The sequence below is a fragment of the Hymenobacter artigasi genome, from assembly GCF_012275535.1.
GTDB lineage: Bacteria > Bacteroidota > Bacteroidia > Cytophagales > Hymenobacteraceae > Hymenobacter > Hymenobacter artigasi.
On record NZ_JAAVTK010000001.1, the window covers coordinates 278,789 to 299,410 of the forward strand.

Below are 20,622 nucleotides of genomic sequence, written 5' to 3' on the forward strand. Positions count from 1 at the left end.
GCTCTTTAGCCGGTGCTGCCGGTATCACGGCTTAAATTTTTCCCTCGTAAAACAATAGCTGTTCGTTTTTTCACCATTTCGCATCACATATCAACCTGGGTATATGAAAATTAAAAACCTGTTTGCCGCTACCGCTTTCTGTGCTGCTTCGGTACTAGCACTATCCTCGTGCAGCAAAAAAGAGGAGGTTGCTGCTGCCCCAACGGTTGCTACACAAGAAGTTTTAGGCCAAATCAAAGCCCTGGGCTTTGGAACGGAAGGCGTCCGCCCCGTAGCTGGCGGCTTCGTAGTAGAAGGCGACATGCTGCTGACGAACGCGATGTTGGCCAGCGCCCCTGGCTACTCCACACTGCGCGTGGGTGACGAGGAGCAGTACCGCACCACCAACCTGGTAGGCAGCCTGCCGCGCACGCTTACCGTGAGCCTGTCGGCACAGTTCCCAGCTGCGTATGGAGCGGCTATTGATGAAGCCATCCTCCGGTACAATGCCGCCAACCTGCAGTTGCACTTCACCCGCGTCGCCAATGACGCCGCTGCTGACCTGCCGGTTAAGTATTCAGCTGACTTGGGCCCGGGCGTATTGGGTCAGTCGGGCGGCTTCCCCAGCGGCGGCAACCCCGCCCCGGGTTTCACGCTGGTTCCCAGCGTGATTAACAGCACCATTACCAATTACATCGCCACCATCATGGCCCACGAGATGGGCCACTGCATCGGCATGCGCCACACCGACTACTACAACCGTCAGTACAGCTGCGGTGGTCGTAAATCCAACGAAGGCGCAAGCACAGTGGGGGCCATCCTCATCCCCGGCACGCCTTCGACGGCCGAGCCGAACTCCTGGATGCTGGCCTGCGTGGGCAACGGCGTGAACCGTCCCTTCACCAGCAACGACCTGACGGCGCTGAACTACATTTACTAACTCCGGTTAGGATGTTCAAACAAAATGCCCCGGCTCGTATGAGTCGGGGCATTTTGTTTGGAAATACCCTTGATACAGCTACATGAGCAATAGGCCCGGCACCAGAACCGGCTAATCGGTTGGGGCTATCTACTGTATCACCACCCGAATTACCTGGGCAGCCTGCTCTTTCGTTTGCACTCGCAGCAGGTATACGCCGGGGCGTAGGCCACTGGTATCAAGCACATTGATTACACCATCCACTGTGGTTTCCCGCTGGAAGCGGCCCAGCATATCATAGAGTTGGGCAGTAACTTTGCCGGTCGTGTTGGCCGCTAGCTGCAGGGGCTGGCCGGCGGTTACCGGGTTGGGGTAGGCCTGAGTCAGGCCGGCCCGCAGCAGGAAGGCTTCTTCCGTGCCGCTATAGAATTGCTGGCCGGCCACGTTGTCGAGCCGCACGCGGTAGAGGTAGCGGCCGGCGGCAGCGGGTTGGTCGGCAAACGTGAACGTGGTGCGGGAAACCGGGCTGATGGTCTGCACGGCCTCGAAGGTACCATCGGGCCGTTGTCGCTCCAGGGTGGCCGATTTCAGACGATACACCGTACCGAGTATGACATTAAAGTGAATGGTTTCGTCGACCAGCTGACGGGGCAGAAAGGAGCGAAAATAGCACGCGGTGCCCTGCGTGGTGTAGTTGATGGTGGTGCCCGGCTGGCCCACCCGCCCGCCCACAACCGGAGCCACGGCGTAGTAGAGCACCGGCACTTGGGTACGACCAAGCACCAGCGCTGTATCAGCCGTTTGCACCAGCGGTTCGAGGTAGGTAGCGCCCAGCTGGTATACCTGGTAGCGGGCCACGCCCGGGATGCGCGCCCATTGCAGCAGGGCCTCTTCGGGACAGGCGTAGCCGACCTGCACCGCCGAGGCCCGCACAACCGTAAACGTATCGGACACGAACTCGCTGCTACCGCTCACCAGCCGCAACTGGGCCAGCGTAGCCGTATCGGGTACGGCCCAGGTGGTACGGGTGCCCCCCAGTGGCACGGACGCATTCAATACGCGCCAGCCCGAGCGGCCCACGGGGCGGTACTCGAGGCGGGCGGTGGCGGCGGCCGGGCCGCTCCACTGCCAGCGCAGGGTTGCGGTGGTGTTGGGGCGCAGATTGTCGGGACGTGCGGGGTAGGTCCAGATGAGGCCGGGGGGATTTATTTCGTAGGCCAGGCTAAACGCCTGCGCACTTTGCGGCACGGCAAAGCCGCGCACATGCAGCTCGTAGGTGCCGGCAGCGGGCAGCGCCAGGCTAATCTGCTCAGCGTTGTTGAGATGGTCGGCGCGGCGGCGGGCGGGGCGGGCCAGCGAGTCGGCGTGGGGGTAGGCGCTCAAGGCCCAGGGCAGCCAGCGCTGGCCGGTGCTCAGGGCCACCAGCTCCAGGTCGAGGTCGTTGACGAGAGCCGTGGCGGCGTTGGCGGTGGCGGCAGGGTCGCTCCACACCAGCGTGGCCTTCAGCTGCTGCTGGCCAGCGGGCACGATGATGCGGAAAACCTGGTCGGCACCTTGCGTGGCGCTGCCACCGAAAAACTGGCCAGCGCGCATGGTGCTCACGGCGCCAAGCGCATCGAGCTGGCCGAAACCGCTGAGGTAGTCGATTTCGGGCGTGTCCAGGTCGTCGGCGCTGTTGAGAAGCACGGCTTTGACGAGGGCGGCAGGCGGCAGGGTACCGGCGTGCTGGTCGCGGTACTGCTGCTGCAGCAGAATGCTGATGCCCGACACCAGCGCCGCCGCCTCGGACGAGCCGCCCTCGCCGTAGGCCACCAGCTCCGGCTTGATGCGCCCATCATAGGCAGGGCCACGCGAGCTAAGCGCGGCCACCTGCCCGCTGAAGTCGGTAGCGCCCACGGTCAGCGTATTTTTCGACATCTTGAACTGCCCGCTGATGTTAGCGAATTTGGCAATGCTCTGGTAGGTTCCGCTGGGACTGGCCGACGAGCCCACATTGCCCGACGAGAATACGTGCAGCAGCTGCGGCAGCTGCTGCGCCTGTTGGTCGTATGCCTGGGCTTCGAGCCCGTAGTAATTCTCGATGCCCACGCCGTAGGAGTGGTTTTGCACCGATGCGCCGGCCTGGGTGAGCTGAGTTGCATCGTCAGGCAGCAGACGGGCAAAGTCGGAAGTGGCCAGCCGCACGGCACGGGCCGCGCCCCGGCCCAGTGGGTCGGAGTTGCCGGCCCCGCCCAGCAGCGTAGCCATGGCCGTGGCGTGGTCAGAATACGGCTTAGCAAACGTGCCCGGATTTACCACGCGGCCCTTCAAGTCGATATCGTCGGGGTCGAAGGGCAGCTCCTTCACCGAGGCCGTCAGGCCCTGCCCGGTCAGGTCGGGGAAGCGGGCGTGCACTACCGAAATGGTATTCACTGATAAATTAGAGTTGTTGAGGCGCCGTTCTTCGTGTGCGCGGCGGTCGGCCACGTCCACGAATTCTACGCCCGGCGCGGCCGCCAGCTGGGTTGGCGTGAGGCCAGTGACGGTGAGTGTACGGGCGTCGTTCCCCATCTGCGCTACCTGCGCGGCCGGAAGGTGCTGCCGCGCCCACTGCCGGAAGGCCGCGCCGTCGGCCACGCGAACGCGCAACGGGCGCGACTGTTGCGCAGCGGTGGCGGCTTGCAGGCCGGGAGCCAGCTTGCCCAACGTGGCGCGTGTGCCGGGCGTTTGGGCCTGTAGCAGCAGGGGCAGCAACAGCCCCGGCAGCAAAGCCCACCAGCCGCCACGCGTTTTTCCCGAACCAGATACCGCTTTGCGCCGGGAATACCCCATTCAGTCAGGCTTTTCAGTTTAAATCATTCGCCCACCTGGGCGTTGCCAAAGGTAAAACAATCATCTATTTCCATTGGCTATTAACCAAGAAAGGAACCCGCTTGCGCAGATTCCTTTCTTTGGCAATAAATTACTAATCAGCTTTCTACTCGCCGGGCTTCAACACTACTTTGGTGCAGTTGTCCTTCTTGTTGCGGAAGATGTCGTAGGCATGCGGGGCCTGCGAGAGCGGCAGGCGGTGCGAAATGATGTCGTCCAGGCGCACATCGCCGTTGGAAACGTGCTGAAGCAGCTTGTCGATGTGCTTGTGGGCCGGGGCCTGGCCGCCTTTCAGCGTGATGCCTTTATCAAAGAACTGGTGAATGGGGAAGTTGTCGAACGGCGAAGAATATACGCCGAGAACCGATACGAACCCGCCCCGGCGCACGGCGCTCATGCAGGCCAGCAGCACTTTATCGGAGCCTTTTTCGAGATTAGCCACGGCTTTGGCGCGGTCCAGGAGGTTGCGGTCGGGCTCAAAACCCACGGCCTCTACTATCACATCGGCCCCATAGCCTTTGCTTTTGCTACGAATTTCGTCTACTACCTGCTGGTGGCTGTCCCAGAGGATGCCTTCGGCATTGGCCGATTTTTTGGCCAAATCGAGGCGGTACTGCTGGGTATCGACGATGATAACGCGGCTGGCCCCGCGCAGCCAGGCCGACTTTGCCGCCATGATGCCCACCGGGCCGGCCCCAAAAATGGCCACTACTTCGCCGCCTTTCACATTGGCCCAGTCGATGCCGGTGTAGCCGGTGGGGAAGATGTCGGTGAGGAAGAGCACCTGCTCGTCGGTGAGGTTGTCTGGCACTTTGCGGGGGCCGTGGTCGGCGTAGGGTACGCGCACGAATTCGGCCTGGCCGCCATCGTAGCCGCCATACAGGTCGGTATAGCCAAACAGGGCCCCACCTTTTTCGGTCATCAGGCCGCCTTCGGGGCCATAATGGTCGGGGTTGGAGTTTTCACAGTGGCCGGGCAGGTCGTGGTTGCAGAACAGGCAATGGCCACAGGCCACTGGGAAGGGCACCACCACGCGGTCGCCGCGCTTGAGGTTTTTTACACCTTTGCCCACTTCCTCCACAATGCCCATAAACTCGTGGCCGAGGGTCATCGGTTTGGGCTGGGGAATACTGCCGTTGTAAATGTGCAGGTCGGAGCCGCAAATGGCCGTGCTGGTCACGCGCAGGATGATGTCGCGGGATTCTTTGATTTCGGGGTCGTCCACGTTATCAACGCGAACATCTTTGGCACCGTGGATGCGGAGAGCTTTCATAGAGCGGGAGTTAGGGATGAATCAGGCAAGCCTGCTATCCTAAACGGCCGCTTTTTCCGGCGGGTTACTACGGTTCGGCTCGGCAGCCTGGTAGCCTCAACCGTATGGCGGCCCCTTACATCTGATACACCGCTACTCCCGCCGCCGTGAAAATATACGCGTACGTTTCGCCCACCAGCACCTGCCGCACCGCGCCGGGGTCGGTGCCAGCGGGCAGGGCCACGCGCCGTTCCGTGAGGTTATAAAGGTGAAAGAAGTGGATGGCCCCGGCTTCGAGAAAGTACAGCTCATCGCCCCGGAAGCCCACCGTGCTCAGCCCCGGAAAAGGCAGCTTTTTCTTATAGTTGCCAAGGTTGTCGAATACATACACGCCCGTGCTGCGGTCCACGAGGTAGGTATTGTTCTGGTACTGACGAATGAAGCGGAAATCGGGCCGCGAGCGGCCAATAATAAGGTCCAGCGGGGTGCTTTGCACCGCGCGCAGGGTGTTGGGGTCGAATTCGCGCAGCGTGAGCGTGCTTTCATCAAGCAGCCAGATGAAGTTGTCGGGGGCCAGTGTGGCCACGCGCACCGTGCCATCGAGCACATCGCCCAGCCGCACCTCGCTGATGAGGGACAGGAACCGGTCGAGCAGCACCAACTGCTGCCGGTCGTCGTTGAACACGAGCGTACTGGTCACATTCCAGGCTTCGACCTGGGCTACGTGGCCGGGCTGGGCGGGCGCGTAGGTATTCAGGGGCAGGCCCTCGGGGCCGTACTGGCGCAGGTTATTGTCGGCATCGGCCACGTAGAGTGCGCCGCGCCGGTCGAGCGAAGCCGCGCCCGGATTGGGCAGCCGGATAAGGCGCAGCAGTTTCCAGGTGGCCACGGTGGGCGCGGCCGTCGCATCTACCGGCGGCTGCGGGGCGGGCTGCACGGGCGCCACGGTTTGCGTGGCGGCCGGCGCAGTCGAGGCGGCGGAGGGCACGGTGGTTTGGGCGTGGGCGGTGGTGGTGAGCAGGAACAGCATGAGAAACGCTACTGCTGGCGCGCGTCTGCGACGCGTGCCGGTTGGGTTCGAGCCTGCGGCTCGGGCCGTAGTTGCGTCTGCAAACGCATTCAATGCCCGAGCCGCAGGCTCGAACCCAACCGGCAGCGCGTCACAGACGCGCGCCAGCCAGCGCCCGGCGCTACTGCTCAAAATGCCGCAAGGCCAGCTCGTTGCCATCGTACACGCCATAGCTGCAATAATTGACCCATTCGCCCAGGTTCACGTAGCGGCTGCCGGGGGCTACTTCCACATCCAGCGGCAGGTGGCGGTGGCCGAAGATGTAATAGTCGTGGTGCATGCGCGCTTCCAGCTCGCGGCAGTATTGCAGCAGCCATTCCTCGTCGCCGAAATACACGGTATCGTCCTTGCCGGCCTGCATCCGGCTGCGGCGGCTCCACTTATTGGCCATGCCGATGCCGAAATTGGGGTGCAGCCGGGCAAACAGCCACTGCGCCACGCCTGAAGTGAATACCTGTTTCAGCGCTTTGTAGCTGTAGTCCTTTGGCCCCAGCCCGTCGCCGTGGCCAATGTGAAAGAGCTTGTCACCAATCCGTTGCGAAACTTCCTGGCGCAGCACCGGAATGCCCATTTCCTGGGTGAAGTAGCCAAACATCCACATATCATGGTTGCCGGTGAAGATGGTAATGGGCAGGCCGCCATCCGTGAGCTCGGCCAGTTTGCCCTGCAAGCGGCTGAACCCACGCGGGATGGCGTGCTTGTACTCAAACCAGAAGTCAAACAGGTCGCCCAGCAGGTAAATGGCCGCCGCATCCTTCGCCACCTCATCCAGCCAGCGCACGATGCGCTTCTCCCGCGCCAGCGAAGCCGCCGCGTTGGGCGCGCCCAGGTGAAAATCGGAAGCGAAGTACACCCGCTTGCCGGGCGGCAGGATAATATCAGAAAGTAAATGGGGTGACTTCATTCAGGAAACAAGTAATCTAAACCTTCATTAAACGTCATGTCGAGCGCAGCCGAGACATCTGGCGTGGCTTAAGTAATCAAAACTGCTCAACGATGCGAGCGAGATGTCTCGGCTGCGCTCGACATGACGTTCTACTTCTATATCTCACCCTCGTCTTCCAGCAAAAACAGCGCGATGCGGCGCGGGCCATGCGCGCCCAGCACCAGCGTTTTTTCAATATCGGCCGTGCGGCTGGGGCCACTAGTGAGCGACACCATGGAGGGCGGAGCCGCGCCGTAGCGCTCCTGTATCACGCGCAGCGCATCGCCGATTTCGGCTACTACTTGGCTGGGGCGGGCCAGCACCAGGTGCTGGTCGGGGTAGATGCTCAGCCGCCGTCCGCTGGCCGTGGCGGCCGATACCAGCACGCTGCCGGTACGGGCCACCAGCGCCTCGCACGAAGTCAGGCTCAGGTCGGCATTAGCCACGAAATCAGCCTCACCGGCGCGAAATTCCACGCCGGCGACCTGCAGCACTGCCTGCAAATCGGGTTCCCACACGTAAGGCGCGCTCACCTGCTGCCGCTCCCGGTAAGCAGCCAGTTGCGTAGCCAGCGCGGCCAGGTCTTCGCAATAGTAAAATTCACCGCCAACCTGCTGGAATCGCTCCGCGAAGGCTACCACCACGTCGGCGTTGCTGAGGGGTGGGTGCACGGGGGCAGCAAAATCGGGCCGGGGCGGCAGTGGCGCGGGGCCAGCCGCCAGCCCCTGGCGGATTCGGGCCAAAACAGCATCGCGGGAAGATTCGGACATGATGCAAAAGTAATAACATAAAAAAAGCCAGCCCCATAAGAGGCTGGCTTTCCAATTGTACCGCAAGCTTCAGCTTGCGGCACGGTGTAACTAGCCGGCTACGGCGCTGCCACTGGCGGCGGGGGCTTCGTTGCTGGTGTTGCCATCGAGGCCGGGCAGGTTTAGGTCGGGCAGGTCGCTGCTGATGGTGCCACCGGCAGCCAGCTCGCCGCGCACTTCGCTGGCCGTTTCGCTGCGGTCGGTGCCGGCCATGTGGGCCTGGTAGTTGGTCTGGGTATCGAAGGGGCGCGGGCCCACCAGACGGGTCAGGTCTTCCTGTTGCAGTACTTCTTTCTCCAGCAGCTCCTTGGCTACTACTTCCAGCTCGTGGCGGCGCTCGGTGAGGAGCTCTTTGGTGCGAACGTAAGCAGTTTCGATGATGGTCCGCACTTCCTCGTCAATCATCTGCGAAGTGGCTTCCGAATAAGGCTTCGAGAAGCCGTACTCGCTCTGTCCCTTCGAGTCGTAGAACGACACGTTGCCGAGCTTGGCGTTCATGCCGTACATCGTCACGATGGAGTAAGCCATCTTGGTGATGCGCTCCAGGTCGCTCAATGCGCCGGTCGAGATTTTACCAAATACCAGCTGCTCGGCGGCGCGGCCACCCAGGGCCATGCACATTTCATCAATCAGCTGCTCGGTATTGTAAAGAAACTGCTCCTTGGGCAGGTACTGAGCGTAGCCCAGCGCCGCTACCCCACGGGGCACAATGCTCACTTTCACCAGCGGGTCGACGTGCTCCAGGAACCAGCCCGCGATGGCGTGGCCGGCCTCGTGGTACGCCACAATACGCTTCTCGCCGGGCGAGATGATTTTGTTCTTCTTCTCCAGGCCCCCAATCACGCGGTCAATGGCATCGGTGAAGTCCTGGTCTGTGATGAATTTCTTGTCGCGGCGGGCTGCAATAAGGGCGGCCTCGTTGCAGACGTTGGCAATTTCAGCACCGGCAAAGCCCGGGGTTTGTGCCGAAAGGCGGCGGGCATCCACGTCGGGGCCCAGCGTGAGGGGCTTGAGGTGCACCTGGAAAATCTGGGTGCGGCCGTTGATATCGGGCTTGTCGATACTGATTTGACGGTCGAAACGGCCGGGACGCAGTAGGGCCGAGTCCAGGGTATCGGGGCGGTTGGTGGCGGCTAGGATGATAACGCCGGAGTCGGTACCGAAACCGTCCATTTCCACCAGCAGCGAGTTCAGGGTGTTTTCGCGCTCGTCGTTACCGCCGGGCATGCTGCCCTTGCTGCGCGAACGGCCCACGGCGTCAATCTCGTCAATAAAGATGATGCAGGGCGCTTTGGCTTTGGCCTGCTTGAACAAGTCACGAACCCGGGCCGCGCCCACGCCCACAAACATCTCCACAAAGTCGGAACCCGAGAGTGAGAAGAACGGCACGTCGGCCTCGCCGGCTACGGCTTTGGCCAGCAGCGTTTTGCCGGTTCCGGGAGGACCTACCAGCAGCGCGCCCTTCGGAATTTTACCGCCGAGGATGGTGAACTTGCTGGGGTTCTTGAGGAACTCCACAATTTCCTGCACTTCCTCCTTGGCTTCTTCGAGGCCTGCCACGTCCTTAAAGGTAATTTTCACCTTATCACCGCCTTCAAACAGCGCGGCTTTGCTTTTGCCGATGCTGAAAATCTGGCCGCCGGGGCCGCCGGCGCTGCCCATGCGGCGCATCAGGAACCAGAAGCCGACAATCATCAGGACGATGAAGCCGTAGGTGCCGATGTAGTCGCCGGGGCTCGACCGCTCCTCAATGTTGAGGGGCAGGCGCTGGGCCGAAGGCACATCTTTCTGCAGCGCATCCAGGTTTTCCTGGAACAGCTTGGCATCCACTACCGGGAAGTAGAACTGCGAGCCCACCCCCTCGCCCCCGAAAGGCGAGCGGCGCGTGAGCTCCTGCTTGTATTTGGCGCGGGCCGCTTCCTTCAGCGTCACCTCTACCATTTTCTGGTTGCTGATGATGGTAACGGCCTGCACATCGCCGGACGCCAGCATGCTCTCGAAGCGCTGCTGGTTGATTTTGGCGGGCGAGTTGAGGTTGTTCACCCACATCACCCCGAACAAAAACACCAGCAGGCCCGCCAGTACCCACAGCTGCAAGCCCGGACGCGGGTTGGGCACCGGGGCGGTGGGCTTCTTCTTCTTATTGTTATTCAGATTTTTATCCGACATGAAAATAGCTACTTAAAACCGATTATAGGTAGAAGCAAAACACCGTGTCGAAAATAAATGTTCGACAGAAAGAAAGACGGAGTGGGAGCGGTTTTATTTTATTCTGGCAAGGCTTTTCTGTCATCCTGAGCGCAGCGAAGGACCTTATCGCGCCTGTGCCGTTTGGCATTACTGCAAACCGTTCGAGCGTGATAAGGTCCTTCGCTGCGCTCAGGATGACAGGTTCAGGCCAACCGCCTTACGCCGGCTCCGATTCGATGTAGCTGATGTTGGCGTCGCCCCACAGCTCTTCCAGCGCGTAGAACTTGCGGCGGTCGCGCAGGAAAACGTGCACCACCACATCAACATAGTCGAGCAGCACCCACTCGCGGTTGGTGCGGCCTTCGGTTTGCCAGGGGCTTTCGCCGGTTACTTTTTCGATTTCTTCTTCCACCGAGCGGGCCACGGCTTCGAGCTGCGTATCGGAGTTGGCCGAGCAGATGATGAAATAATCGGCAACGGCATTTTTTAATTCCTTCAGATTCAGCACCACGATGTCGGCGGCCTTCTTATCCTGCATGCCGCGAACGACCAAATCTGCCAATGTGTCTGAATCCTGACGGACCAACGTGCTTTTCATATTGTCTTGTTAGGTGTGAGCTTTACAGCCGAAAGTCTACGAAGTTAACGATACGCGAAAGAAGGCCGTGGTTGTCACCCCAAAAACCCTGTTCACGGGCCAGCAATTAGTTTGGCTGCCGACCTGCCCCTCGACTAATTCGGAGGCTCAAACATTGATAGTCCAAAATCGGGCCAGTGAGGGCTGTACCGTCATAACGGACTTTCAGACCGCCGGCCGGGGCCAGCGCGGCAACCAGTGGGTGGCCGCCCCCGCCGAAAACCTGATGCTGTCGGTGGTATGGCAGCCTACATTTCTGGCCGCCACCGAGCAATTCCGCCTCAGCCAAGCCGTGGCGCTGGGCGTGCACGACTGGGCCGTGGCCCTGCTCGGCCCCGACCCCAAACTGAAGCTGAAGTGGCCCAACGACCTTTACTATGGCCACCAAAAACTGGGCGGCATTCTGATTGAGAACAGCCTGAGCGGCTCAAAAATTCAATATAGCATCATTGGTATTGGATTGAATATCAATCAGCAAGCTTTTGAGCTACCCACGGCCACTTCCTTTTCTCTGCTCACCGGCCGGGCCTACCCGCGCGAGGCGCTGGCCGCCCGCCTGCTGGAGTGCCTGGAGCGCCGCTACCTGCAGCTGCGGGCCGGGCAGGTGGGCACCCTGCGGCGCGACTACCTGCAGGCCCTGTACCGCTACCAGGAAATCCATCCGTTTATTATCGACGGGCAAACGGTGAGCGGCCAGATTGTCGGGGTGGAAGAGGATGGCCGGCTGGCCGTGGCCATCGGCAACGAGCTGCGGCGGTTTGGGCTGCAGGAAATTCGGCATGCCTAGCAACCCTGGCGGCCTTTTGGGCATCCAGGGTTTGTAATTTATTCCAGGATAATAATTCTGACAGGGAATGGCCGTCGCAAATCGGCTACCTTCTGCTGGCGGCCGGCATTCAACTTTTGGGTGTTTTGTCTGTCTATCAAACCGAAACGCTTCGGCTGGCGTTGATTGGGTGGCCAGCAGGGCAACCCGGCACGGTGCTTGTCCTTGTGGCAGAGTCCTTATTTTTTCTCCTCTCCTTATTTTTGCATTTGTGATGAAACTCTTTACTCGTTTGGCAGTGCCCATGATTGCGCTGCTGCTTTCGGTCGCTTCTGCTTTCGCAGCCACCATTACGGTGCAGGTGGGCGACAACTTTTACCGGGGGCCGGATGGTAGCACCACCATCCGCATGGCGCCCACCGATGTGCTGGTTTTTCAAAATATTGGCTCGAACACCCACCCAACGGCGGCGGCTCAGTGGACCACGTTCACCATCAACCCAACCACGCCCACCAAAACCTTTCCGGCGGCAACCTTCACGGCCGGCACCTATCCGTTTTTTTGTACCGTTCATTCCGGCATGGTGGGCACCCTCATCGTGAGCACTGTCACGGCCACTGCCGACGCCAATCTGGCCGCTGCGCTGAGCGTGTACCCCAACCCCAGCCGGGGCCAGGTAACGGTACAGCTCAGCCAGAAAGCCGGCCAGAGCTACCAGCTGCGCCTGAGCAACATCATCGGCCAGGAAGTACGCACCGTAGCCCTCAAGCCCGAGCTGACTGCCAGCGGCATGGCGCTTGACCTGAGCGAGCTGCGCACCGGCGTGTACTTCTACAGCCTGTTGGTGGATGGCAAAGTGGCCAGCACCAAGCGCCTCGTGCTGCAGAACTGACCAGGCTGCTGGTTTGCAACCGGCCGCTAGGAACCAGCAAAGAGCCGTCAGAAACCCGAAACACAAAAGCAGCCTCGCGCTGCTTTTTGTGTTTCTAGCCCGAATTGGTTTCGTGCAAGCATCAGTGCAACGGTGCATTGCCTACTTTTGCCTTTTCACCGATTTGCTCGTTGCTTCTTCCGGTAGTGTGCCGCCCGCGCATTTACCGGTGTCTTGTGCCACATTCGTTTCTATGCGCTCTTTTAAAAGCCTGAACAACCTCGTCGGCTGGCTCGTGTTTGCCATTGCCTTCGCTACCTACCTGCTCACCCTGGAGCCTACCGCTTCGTTCTGGGACTGCGGCGAGTTCATTGCCTGTTCCTACAAGCTGCTGGTGCCGCACCCTCCGGGGGCCCCCACGTTCCTGCTGCTGGGCCGCCTGTTCTCGCTGTTCTCGTTTGGCGATGTGACCAAGGTGGCGGTGCTCATCAACGCCTTATCGGGCCTGAGCAGCGCCTTCACCGTCCTGTTTCTGTTCTGGATTATCACCCGCATGGCCCGCAAAATGGTGCTGCGCGATGCCGTGAGCAACAGCAGCCTGGCGGCCGAATCCATCGAGCCCAGCGGCTACCAGTCCTTCCTCATTCTGAGCGCGGGCGTGGTGGGGTCGCTGGCCTTTGCCTTCTCCGATTCCTTCTGGTTTAACGCAGTCGAAGGGGAAGTTTACGCCATGTCGGCGCTGTGCACGGCGGCCGTGGTCTGGATTATGCTGAAGTGGGAAGCGCACGCCAACGAAGCCGATTCGGACAAGTGGCTCATTCTGATTGCCTACGTTATCGGCCTCAGCATCGGGGTGCACTTGCTGAACCTACTCACACTGCCGGCCCTGGGCTTCATCTACTACTACCGCCGCACGGCCAATCCGTCGCTCAAGGGCGGCATCATCGTGATGGTGGTGAGCATGATTATCGTGGGGTCCATTCTGGTAGGCATCATTCCGGGCCTGCCCACGCTGGCCGGCAACTTCGAGGTGTTCTTCATCAACACCGTGGGTTTGCCCTTCAACTCGGGCCTGTTCATTTTCCTGATTGTGTTTATCGGGCTGATTTGGTTTGGCTTCCGCCTCTCCTTCCAGCGCCGCAGCCAGCTGCTGAACACGGCCATGCTGTGCTTCACGTTCATCCTGATTGGCTATTCGAGCTACCTGATTGTACCGATTCGCAGCTCCTTCCAGCCCACCATCAACGAAAACGACCCCGAGGACGTGCTGAGCTTCGTGAGCTACCTCAAGCGGGAGCAGTACGGCTCGCGGCCGTTGCTCTACGGCCCGCAGTTCAACGCCCAGCCTGTTGATTACGCCGAAGGTGCCCCCCGCTACGCCCGCGACCCCAAGACCAACACCTACAAGGAAATTATGCCGCGCCAGCAGGAGCCGGTGTACCGCGACGAGGACAAGATGCTGCTGCCCCGCATCTACAGCTACGAGCCCGACCAGATTGCCAACTACAAGAAGTGGGTAGACATTCAGGACGGCGTGAAGCCCACTATGGGCCAGAACCTGGGCTTTTTGATGCGCTACCAGATGGGCCACATGTTCTGGCGCTACTTCATGTGGAACTTCGTGGGGCGCGAGTCCGACGTGCAGCAGGCGGGCGTAGTCACACCCTTTAGCCCCAGCGCGAAGGCGCTGCCGCCGCGCATCGGCGAGAGCCCGGCGCACAACAACTTCCTGGCCCTGCCGCTCATCCTCGGCCTCATCGGCCTGTGGTTCCAGAGCCGGCGCGACAGTAAGGATGCCTGGGTGACTGGCCTGCTGTTTCTGATGACCGGCCTGGCCATTGTGATTTACCTCAACCAGCCGCCGCGCGAGCCGCGTGAGCGCGACTACACCTTCACCGGGGCCACCTTCGCCTTTGCCATCTGGATAGGGCTGGGCGTGCTGGGGCTGGCCGAACTATTCGGCAAAGTGGTGAAGGCCGACGGCCTGCGGGCCGGCCTGGCCCTGGCCGTGGGCCTGCTGATTCCAGGCATCATGGCCGCGCAGGGCTGGGACGACCACGACCGCTCCGACCGCTACAACTCGGTGGACTCGGCCAAGAACCTGCTGAATAGCTGCGCCCCGAACGCCATCCTGTTCACCAACGGCGACAACGACACCTTCCCGCTCTGGTACGCCCAGGAAGTGGAAGGCGTGCGGACCGACGTGCGCGTGGCCGTACTCTCGTACCTTAATACTGACTGGTACATCGCCCAGATGAAGCGCCGCTCCTACCTCTCGGAGGGCTTCCCCATCTCGATGCCCGCCCAGTCCTATGCCCAGGGCACCAACGACATGCTGCCCTTCGCCGCCAACCCGGCCGTGCCCAGCGTGAACCTCAAGGAATTCATCGAGCTGGTGAAGAGCAACAACCCGCTGCTGCAGGTGCAGTACCAGGAAAACGGCCCGATGATGATGAGCTTCCCCACGCCCAACTTCTTCCTACCCATTGATACCATGGCCGTGAAGAAGCTCGGCATCATCCCCAAAGGCCGCGAAGGCCAGCTTGTGAGCAAGATGGAGTGGAGCATGGGCAAGCGCGCCATTGAGAAGAAAAACCTGGTGATTCTGGACATGATTGCCACCAACAACTGGAAGCGGCCCATCTACTTCAGCAGCACCGTGGCCCCAAGCGACTACATGAACCTGCAGCCCTACTTCCAACTCGAAGGCATGGCCTACCGCCTGCTACCCTTGAAGGACCCGAACTACGACCCGCGCAGCGGTGACGAAGGCTACGTGGAAAAAGACCTCACCTACCAGCGCCTGCTGAAGGATTTCAGCTACCGCGGCCTGCAAAATCCGAAGATTTTCTACGACGAAAACAACCTGCGCTTCCCGGCCAACTACCGCGATAAGTTTGCCCGCCTGGCCAACGCCTACCTCGCGTCCAACAACGTGGCCAAGGCCAAGGAAGTGGCCGATAAAGCCCTGGAGCTGATGCCCGACGCCGCCATTCCCTACGACTACTACTCGCCCCAGCTGGTGCCCGCCCTGGTAGCAGGTGGCGAGAAAACCAAAGCCGACCAGATTCTCGACACCATGACCCAGCGCTCGGAGCAGATGCTGGCATACTACGCCACCAAGGCCGACGGCAGCCTATTTGAGGACGACCAGCGCGGCTACCTCCTGGGCCTGCAAAGCGTGTACCGCGCCGCCGAGATGGCCGGCGACAAGCCCCGCAGCGAAAAAGCCCTGGGCCTGATGAACCAGTACTACCCGCGCTAGGTGGCAATATGGTGAATGAGTAAAGGCCGGTCCGCAATGTGCGGGCCGGCCTTTTTATTTTGGCGATTTCTCAACTGCCCTGGGAACGTGACGGAACAGGCCGATGAGAGCCACCGGAAATGTTGTTACCAAATAACTCACTCCGACAAATTCTTCGTTGGCCTTCCCGTCCGTTTTCCCGTAGCTTTAGAGTATGCTGGTTCGTTTGCTTTTGCTGTTCTCATTCCTACTCACGGCCTTCGCGCCCTTAGCCCCGCGCCCCGACTACGCCGGCCTCTACCGCGACGCCCCGCACCTGGCCGTGGACACCCGCCGCGAGGGCGACAGCCTGCGCCTTTACCTGCGCCTGCCCGCCCCCGGCCGCCTGGGGCCGGGACACCCGCTGCGCCTGGCCGCCTGGCCCAGCTACGAAGCCAAGCTGCCGCTGTGGCAGGACAGCATCGTGCGCCGCCGGCAGCACCAGCATACAGAGGCCGACGGCAGCCTGCGCCTCAGCTTCTGCATTGCCGCCGCCCGCGTACCCGCCGGGGCCATCCTGCAGCTCAGCACCTCCCCCGCCGATGCCAAAGAAGACTACCAGGAGCCCAGCACCACCGCTTGGCTGCGCCTGACAGAAGCCGTGCTGGCGCGGTCCTTCGTGCTCACCGATTCGGTGGGTCAGCCGCTGGCCCGCCGCTACGTGCGGGCCGGCGACACCTTCGGCGTGGACAGCTACGGCCTGATGCAGCCCGTGCGCTGGAAGCGCTACGCCGTGACGCCCGCCCCCGCCCTGCCGCCCATGACCAGCCCCGCCGCCATGCCCGCCGGCCCGCGCCTGCTGCCCGTGCTCGACTCGGCCGAGGCCCGGCCCGGCGAGCCGCTGCGCTTCCGCGAGCCCGGCCTGTATGCGCTGAAGGTGGGCGGCGCGGGCGGCATGCCTACGCGCACGCTGGCCGTGCTGGTAGGAGCCAACAACTACCCCGCCCTCACCACGGCGTCGGAGCTGATTGAGCCGCTGCGCTACCTCACCACCAGCCAGGAGCGCCAGCGCCTCACCGATGCGCCCGACCCCAAGCGGGCGGTGGATAAATTCTGGCTCGACATTGCCCAGGGTAACCAGCGACAGGGCAAGGAATTGATTCGGCAGTTCTACGGCCGCGTGACGGCGGCCAACCGCCTTTTTGCCGCCCACAAGGCCGGCTGGCTCACCGATAGGGGCTTACTGTACGTGGTGCTGGGGCCGCCGCCGAGCGTGCGCCGGCTGTTCAACGGCGAGGAACGGTGGTTTTATTCCGAGGGCGGGCTGAACGGCGGGCCCATCACCTACACCTTCCGGCCCCGGCCGAGTACCTTTGCCCCTGATTACTACGAATTGGTGCGCCGGCCCGAGTACGAACTGCTCTGGTATGCCGCCGTTGAAAAATGGAGAACCCCACTGACCGCCCTGACCGGCCCGAACGCCCCAACCGACCTGCCCGCCCGGTAGCCGGCCGCCGCTTTTACGATGGCGCCAACCGCCCCGTCACCCCGAAACAGTTCCGCCCCGACCGTGGCGGCGCTGAATTTGACGACCTGCCCGCCCGCCCCAAAGGCCGTGGCGGCTCCGACAACCGCGACGAAGCCGCTGGTGACCGCACCGGCCGCTCCGACCGGGGCGAGTCGCGCCCGCCTTACCGCGAGCGCAGCGAAGGCGGCGAGCGCGGCAGCAACGCCGGCGGCGAGCGTCCCCGCTACGAAAACCGCCCGGCCCAGGCAGCGAGCATCGACATGCTGTTTGGCCTGCGCCCCATTCAGGAAGCCCTGAACGCGGGCCGTACGTTGGAGAAGATTTTCCTGCTGCGCGGCACCAAAAACAGCCTCGTAACGGACATCTCGGCGGCCGCCCGGGCGGCTGGCATCCAGGTGCAGCTGGTGCCGGTGGAGAAGCTCGACAACCTGACCCGCAAAAACCACCAGGGTGCAGTCGCCTTCGTGTCGCCCATCGACTACGCGCCGCTCGACACCATCGTGACCGGCTTGTTTGAGGAAGGAAAAGTACCCTTCCTGCTGCTGCTCGACCGCATTACCGACGTGCGGAACTTCGGCGCCATTGCCCGTACGGCCGAGTGTCTGGGCGTGCAGGCCATCGTGGTGCCCAGCCGGGGCGCGGCCCAAATCAACGGCGACGCGCTGAAAACCAGCGCCGGCGCGCTGAACATTCTGCCCGTGTGCCGCGAAAATAACCTGCACGAAACCATCCGCTTCCTCCAGCAGTCCGGCATCACCGTCGTGGCCTGTACCGAGAAAGCCGACGAAGCCGTAGGTGCCACCGAAATCGACTTCACCGGCCCCGTAGCCATCCTCATGGGCTCAGAAGAAGACGGCATTTCGCCCGACCTCCTGAACCTGGCCGACGTGAAGCTGAAAGTACCCATGAGCGGCCAGATTCAGTCGCTGAACGTGGGCGTGGCCGCTGGTATTATGATGTTTGAAGTGGCCCGGCAGCGCGTGAACCAAGCGGAGTAGAACGCCCCTCCCCTCCTCAGTTGAGGAGGGGATGTGAGCGCCGAAGAGGCGCGAACGGGGGTGGTTGTGCCGTTGCACGACACCCGAACGAAAACGCCCGGATTGTATCGGGCATCGCTCGGGTGTCGTGCAACGGCGCAACCACCCCCGTTTTTGCTACGCAAAAACTCCCCTCCTTGGTAAGGAGGGGAGTTTTTCGTTCTTAATTATACCCTCCGCCCTTCTTGGCCTTCACATCGGCCACAAAGTCCTTCACGCGCTGCTCCTCACTGCGCTTGCAGATGAGCAGCACGTTGTCGTATTCGGCCACGATGTAGTCTTCCAGGCCCTGCACTACCACGAGGCGGTCGGCGGGGGTTTTGATGACGCATCCTGTTGTGTCGTAGAGCAGCACGTCGCCGCTCACCATGTTGTTGTTCTCGTCGTGGTTGCCAATGCGGTGCAGCGAATCCCAGGTGCCCACGTCGCTCCAGCCAAAGTCGGCGGGCAGGACATATACGTTATCGGCTTTTTCCATCACGCCGTAGTCGATGCTGATGTTGCGGCAGCGCGAATAGGCCCGGCTGATGAACTCCTCCTCCTCGGTCGTACCCAGCTGTTCGGCTCCTTCGTCGAACACTTCGGCAATGTCGCCCAGATAGTGGTGAAAGGCATCGATGATGACCTCGGCGCGCCACACAAACAGCCCCGAGTTCCAGAGAAAGTCGCCGCTGTCCACGAACATGCGGGCCAGCTCCAGATTGGGCTTTTCGGTGAAGGTTTTCACCTTGTGCAGCTGGCCGCCGGGCAGGCTCTGGTCGTCCATATACTGGATGTAGCCGTAGCCGGTATCGGGCCGGGAAGGCTGGATACCGAGGGTGATGAGCACATCGCTGGCCCGGGCGGCCGCCACGGCGATGTCGATGAGGCGGCGAAACTCGTCTTCGCGCTGCACGGCGTGGTCGGCGGGCGTCACGATGATGGTGGCGTGCGGGTCGCGCTGCGCAATGCGGTAGCTGGCGTAGGCAATGCACGGCGCGGTATTGCGGCCAATGGGCTCGCCCAGAATCTGGTCGGCCGGCAGGTGCGGCAGGTGTTCCTGCACCAGGTCCACGTAGTCGCGGTTGGTCACCACAAACACGTTTTCGGGCGGGCAGATACCCTGGAAGCGGTCCACGGTGAGCTGGAGCATGGAGCGGCCCGTGCCCAGCACGTCGTGAAACTGCTTGGGGTGGTTGGTGCGGCTGAACGGCCAGAACCGGCTGCCAATACCGCCAGCCATGACAACGATGTAAGTGGAATTCATTGAGGCAAATGTAAAGGAGAACGAGGTGGGGCGTGCAGGTCTGCTATTTACTCAATAAACACTATATAATTTAGAAAGCCAACGTAATCAAACCAAGCCTTCGCGCAGCAGGTCGTGCAGGTGAATGAACCCGGCAAACTGCCCGTCCTCCGTCACCACCAGCTGCGTGATGTTGCGGCTCTGCATGCGGGCCAGGGCTTCGGCGGCAAAGTCTTCCACATCAATCGTAGCGGGCTGGGGCGTCAGAATGTCACGGGCTTTGAGCTTTTCCAGGTCCGAAAAGCTGCCCAGCATGCGGCGCAAGTCGCCATCGGTGATAATGCCCGCGAGCTGGCCGGCGGCATCGAGCACGGCCGTAGCCCCGAGGCGCTTGCCCGATATTTCGAGCAGCACCTCCCGCAGCGGGGCATCGGCCGGCACCTGGGGGCGCTGGTTCTGGCGGCTCAGGTCGCCCACTTTCAGGTAGAGGCGCTTGCCGAGGGTGCCACCGGGGTGCAGGCGGGCAAAATCGGCGGCGGTGAACTGGCGGCTTTCGAGCAGGCACACGGCCAGGGCATCGCCCAGGGCCAGGGCGGCGGTGGTGCTGGTGGTGGGCGCGAGGTTGTTGGGGCAGGCCTCCTTGGTAACGGGGGCGTGCAGCACGTAGGTGGCCTGCTGGGCCAGGTAGGAATCGGCGTTGCTCACGAGCGCTGCCAGCGGCACGCCTTTGCGGCGCAGTAGCGGCACCAGCACCTTAATCTCGGGCGTGTCGCCGCTCTTGCTGATGGCAATGACGAAATCCTGCGGCTGAATCATGCCCAGGTCGCCGTGAATGGCGTCGGCGGCGTGCATGAACAGGGCCGGCGTGCCGGTGCTGTTGAGCGTGGCCACGATTTTGCCCGCGATATGGGCGCTTTTGCCAATACCCGTGACCACCACCCGGCCCTCCAGCTGCAGAATGGCCTGCACGCAGGCCACGAAATCGGGCGTGGCGGCCAGGGCGTCGGCCACGGCACGCACGGCGTCGGCCTCCTCGTGCAGCACCTGGCGGGCAATGGCCAGCACATCGGCGGCAACCGGGGCCGCCCCGGCGGTGGCATTATCAGAATGAATAGTAGCAGGCATGAGCAGAGCGCGAAATGATATTGCAAAATTGGGGGAAAGAAGCTAAGCCCGCCTCCGCCGGCCAAAACCGGCCAGTGCCGGTTAATGGATAATTTATAGCAGGCCAACCGCTAACTTATGTCAAGTTGAGTGGCTCGCTACTTCAGAAACCGCTCCTTGCCACAGATGGACGGGGTTGAGAGCCCGAAGTTTCCAAATAGCCTCTTCGCATTTCGCA

Annotated in this window: 15 protein-coding genes; 6 read left to right on the forward strand and 9 right to left on the reverse strand. The window is 61.8% G+C overall.

What is annotated here, in order from left to right; translation table 11 throughout:
• Window positions 1-103 precede the first annotated feature (103 nt).
• Window positions 104-919: a M57 family metalloprotease gene (locus HBN54_RS01120; protein WP_168671305.1), complete on the forward strand. Its 816-nt coding sequence runs from the start codon at window positions 104-106 to the stop codon at window positions 917-919.
• 129 nt (window positions 920-1,048) lie between these two features.
• Here the strand turns inward: HBN54_RS01120 and HBN54_RS01125 are convergent, their stop codons facing one another.
• From HBN54_RS01125 to rsfS, 7 genes are all read right to left on the reverse strand, one after another.
• Window positions 1,049-3,709: a S8 family peptidase gene (locus HBN54_RS01125; RefSeq protein WP_210427895.1), complete on the reverse strand. Its 2,661-nt coding sequence runs from the start codon at window positions 3,707-3,709 to the stop codon at window positions 1,049-1,051.
• A gap of 145 nt (window positions 3,710-3,854) precedes the next feature.
• Complete coding sequence (locus HBN54_RS01130; protein WP_168671307.1) at window positions 3,855-5,021, reverse strand: zinc-dependent alcohol dehydrogenase; 1,167 nt, start codon at window positions 5,019-5,021, stop codon at window positions 3,855-3,857.
• 115 nt (window positions 5,022-5,136) lie between these two features.
• Complete coding sequence (locus HBN54_RS01135; protein ID WP_168671308.1) at window positions 5,137-6,030, reverse strand: hypothetical protein; 894 nt, start codon at window positions 6,028-6,030, stop codon at window positions 5,137-5,139.
• A gap of 160 nt (window positions 6,031-6,190) precedes the next feature.
• On the reverse strand, window positions 6,191-6,973 hold the full coding sequence (locus tag HBN54_RS01140; protein WP_168671309.1) for a UDP-2,3-diacylglucosamine diphosphatase: 783 nt from the start codon (window positions 6,971-6,973) through the stop codon (window positions 6,191-6,193).
• 137 nt (window positions 6,974-7,110) lie between these two features.
• On the reverse strand, window positions 7,111-7,764 hold the full coding sequence (locus HBN54_RS01145) for a LutC/YkgG family protein (protein WP_168671310.1): 654 nt from the start codon (window positions 7,762-7,764) through the stop codon (window positions 7,111-7,113).
• A gap of 90 nt (window positions 7,765-7,854) precedes the next feature.
• Window positions 7,855-9,972: an ATP-dependent zinc metalloprotease FtsH gene (ftsH, locus tag HBN54_RS01150; RefSeq protein WP_168671311.1), complete on the reverse strand. Its 2,118-nt coding sequence runs from the start codon at window positions 9,970-9,972 to the stop codon at window positions 7,855-7,857.
• A gap of 238 nt (window positions 9,973-10,210) precedes the next feature.
• Complete coding sequence (gene rsfS, locus HBN54_RS01155; protein ID WP_168671312.1) at window positions 10,211-10,591, reverse strand: ribosome silencing factor; 381 nt, start codon at window positions 10,589-10,591, stop codon at window positions 10,211-10,213.
• Between the two features lie 67 nt (window positions 10,592-10,658).
• Here rsfS and HBN54_RS01160 point away from each other — a divergent pair, with 67 nt between their 5' ends.
• From HBN54_RS01160 to rlmB, 5 genes are all read left to right on the forward strand, one after another.
• Window positions 10,659-11,417, forward strand: a complete 759-nt coding sequence (locus HBN54_RS01160; protein WP_168671313.1) for a biotin--[acetyl-CoA-carboxylase] ligase — start codon at window positions 10,659-10,661, stop codon at window positions 11,415-11,417.
• Window positions 11,418-11,670: 253 nt separating this feature from the next.
• Window positions 11,671-12,288 carry a T9SS type A sorting domain-containing protein gene (locus HBN54_RS01165; protein WP_168671314.1) on the forward strand — a complete coding sequence of 206 codons (618 nt, stop codon included), beginning with the start codon at window positions 11,671-11,673 and terminating at the stop codon, window positions 12,286-12,288.
• A 232-nt stretch (window positions 12,289-12,520) separates the two neighbouring features.
• The gene (locus HBN54_RS01170) at window positions 12,521-15,532 is read left to right on the forward strand and encodes a protein O-mannosyl-transferase family (protein WP_168671315.1); all 3,012 of its coding nucleotides are present in this window, start codon (window positions 12,521-12,523) and stop codon (window positions 15,530-15,532) included.
• 193 nt (window positions 15,533-15,725) lie between these two features.
• A complete protein-coding gene (locus HBN54_RS01175) occupies window positions 15,726-16,997 on the forward strand; it encodes a GWxTD domain-containing protein (protein ID WP_168671316.1) in 1,272 nt (423 codons plus the stop codon).
• Complete coding sequence (gene rlmB / locus HBN54_RS01180; protein ID WP_235955334.1) at window positions 16,934-18,016, forward strand: 23S rRNA (guanosine(2251)-2'-O)-methyltransferase RlmB; 1,083 nt, start codon at window positions 16,934-16,936, stop codon at window positions 18,014-18,016. Before HBN54_RS01175 ends, rlmB begins: the two co-directional genes overlap by 64 nt.
• A gap of 202 nt (window positions 18,017-18,218) precedes the next feature.
• On the opposite strand, the gene HBN54_RS01185 is transcribed toward rlmB, so the two are convergent.
• Entirely contained in the window at window positions 18,219-19,301 is a 1,083-nt protein-coding gene (locus HBN54_RS01185; RefSeq protein ID WP_168671317.1) for a mannose-1-phosphate guanylyltransferase, read from the reverse strand.
• Window positions 19,302-19,388: 87 nt separating this feature from the next.
• Entirely contained in the window at window positions 19,389-20,405 is a 1,017-nt protein-coding gene (locus tag HBN54_RS01190; RefSeq protein ID WP_168671318.1) for a KpsF/GutQ family sugar-phosphate isomerase, read from the reverse strand.
• Window positions 20,406-20,622 lie beyond the last annotated feature (217 nt).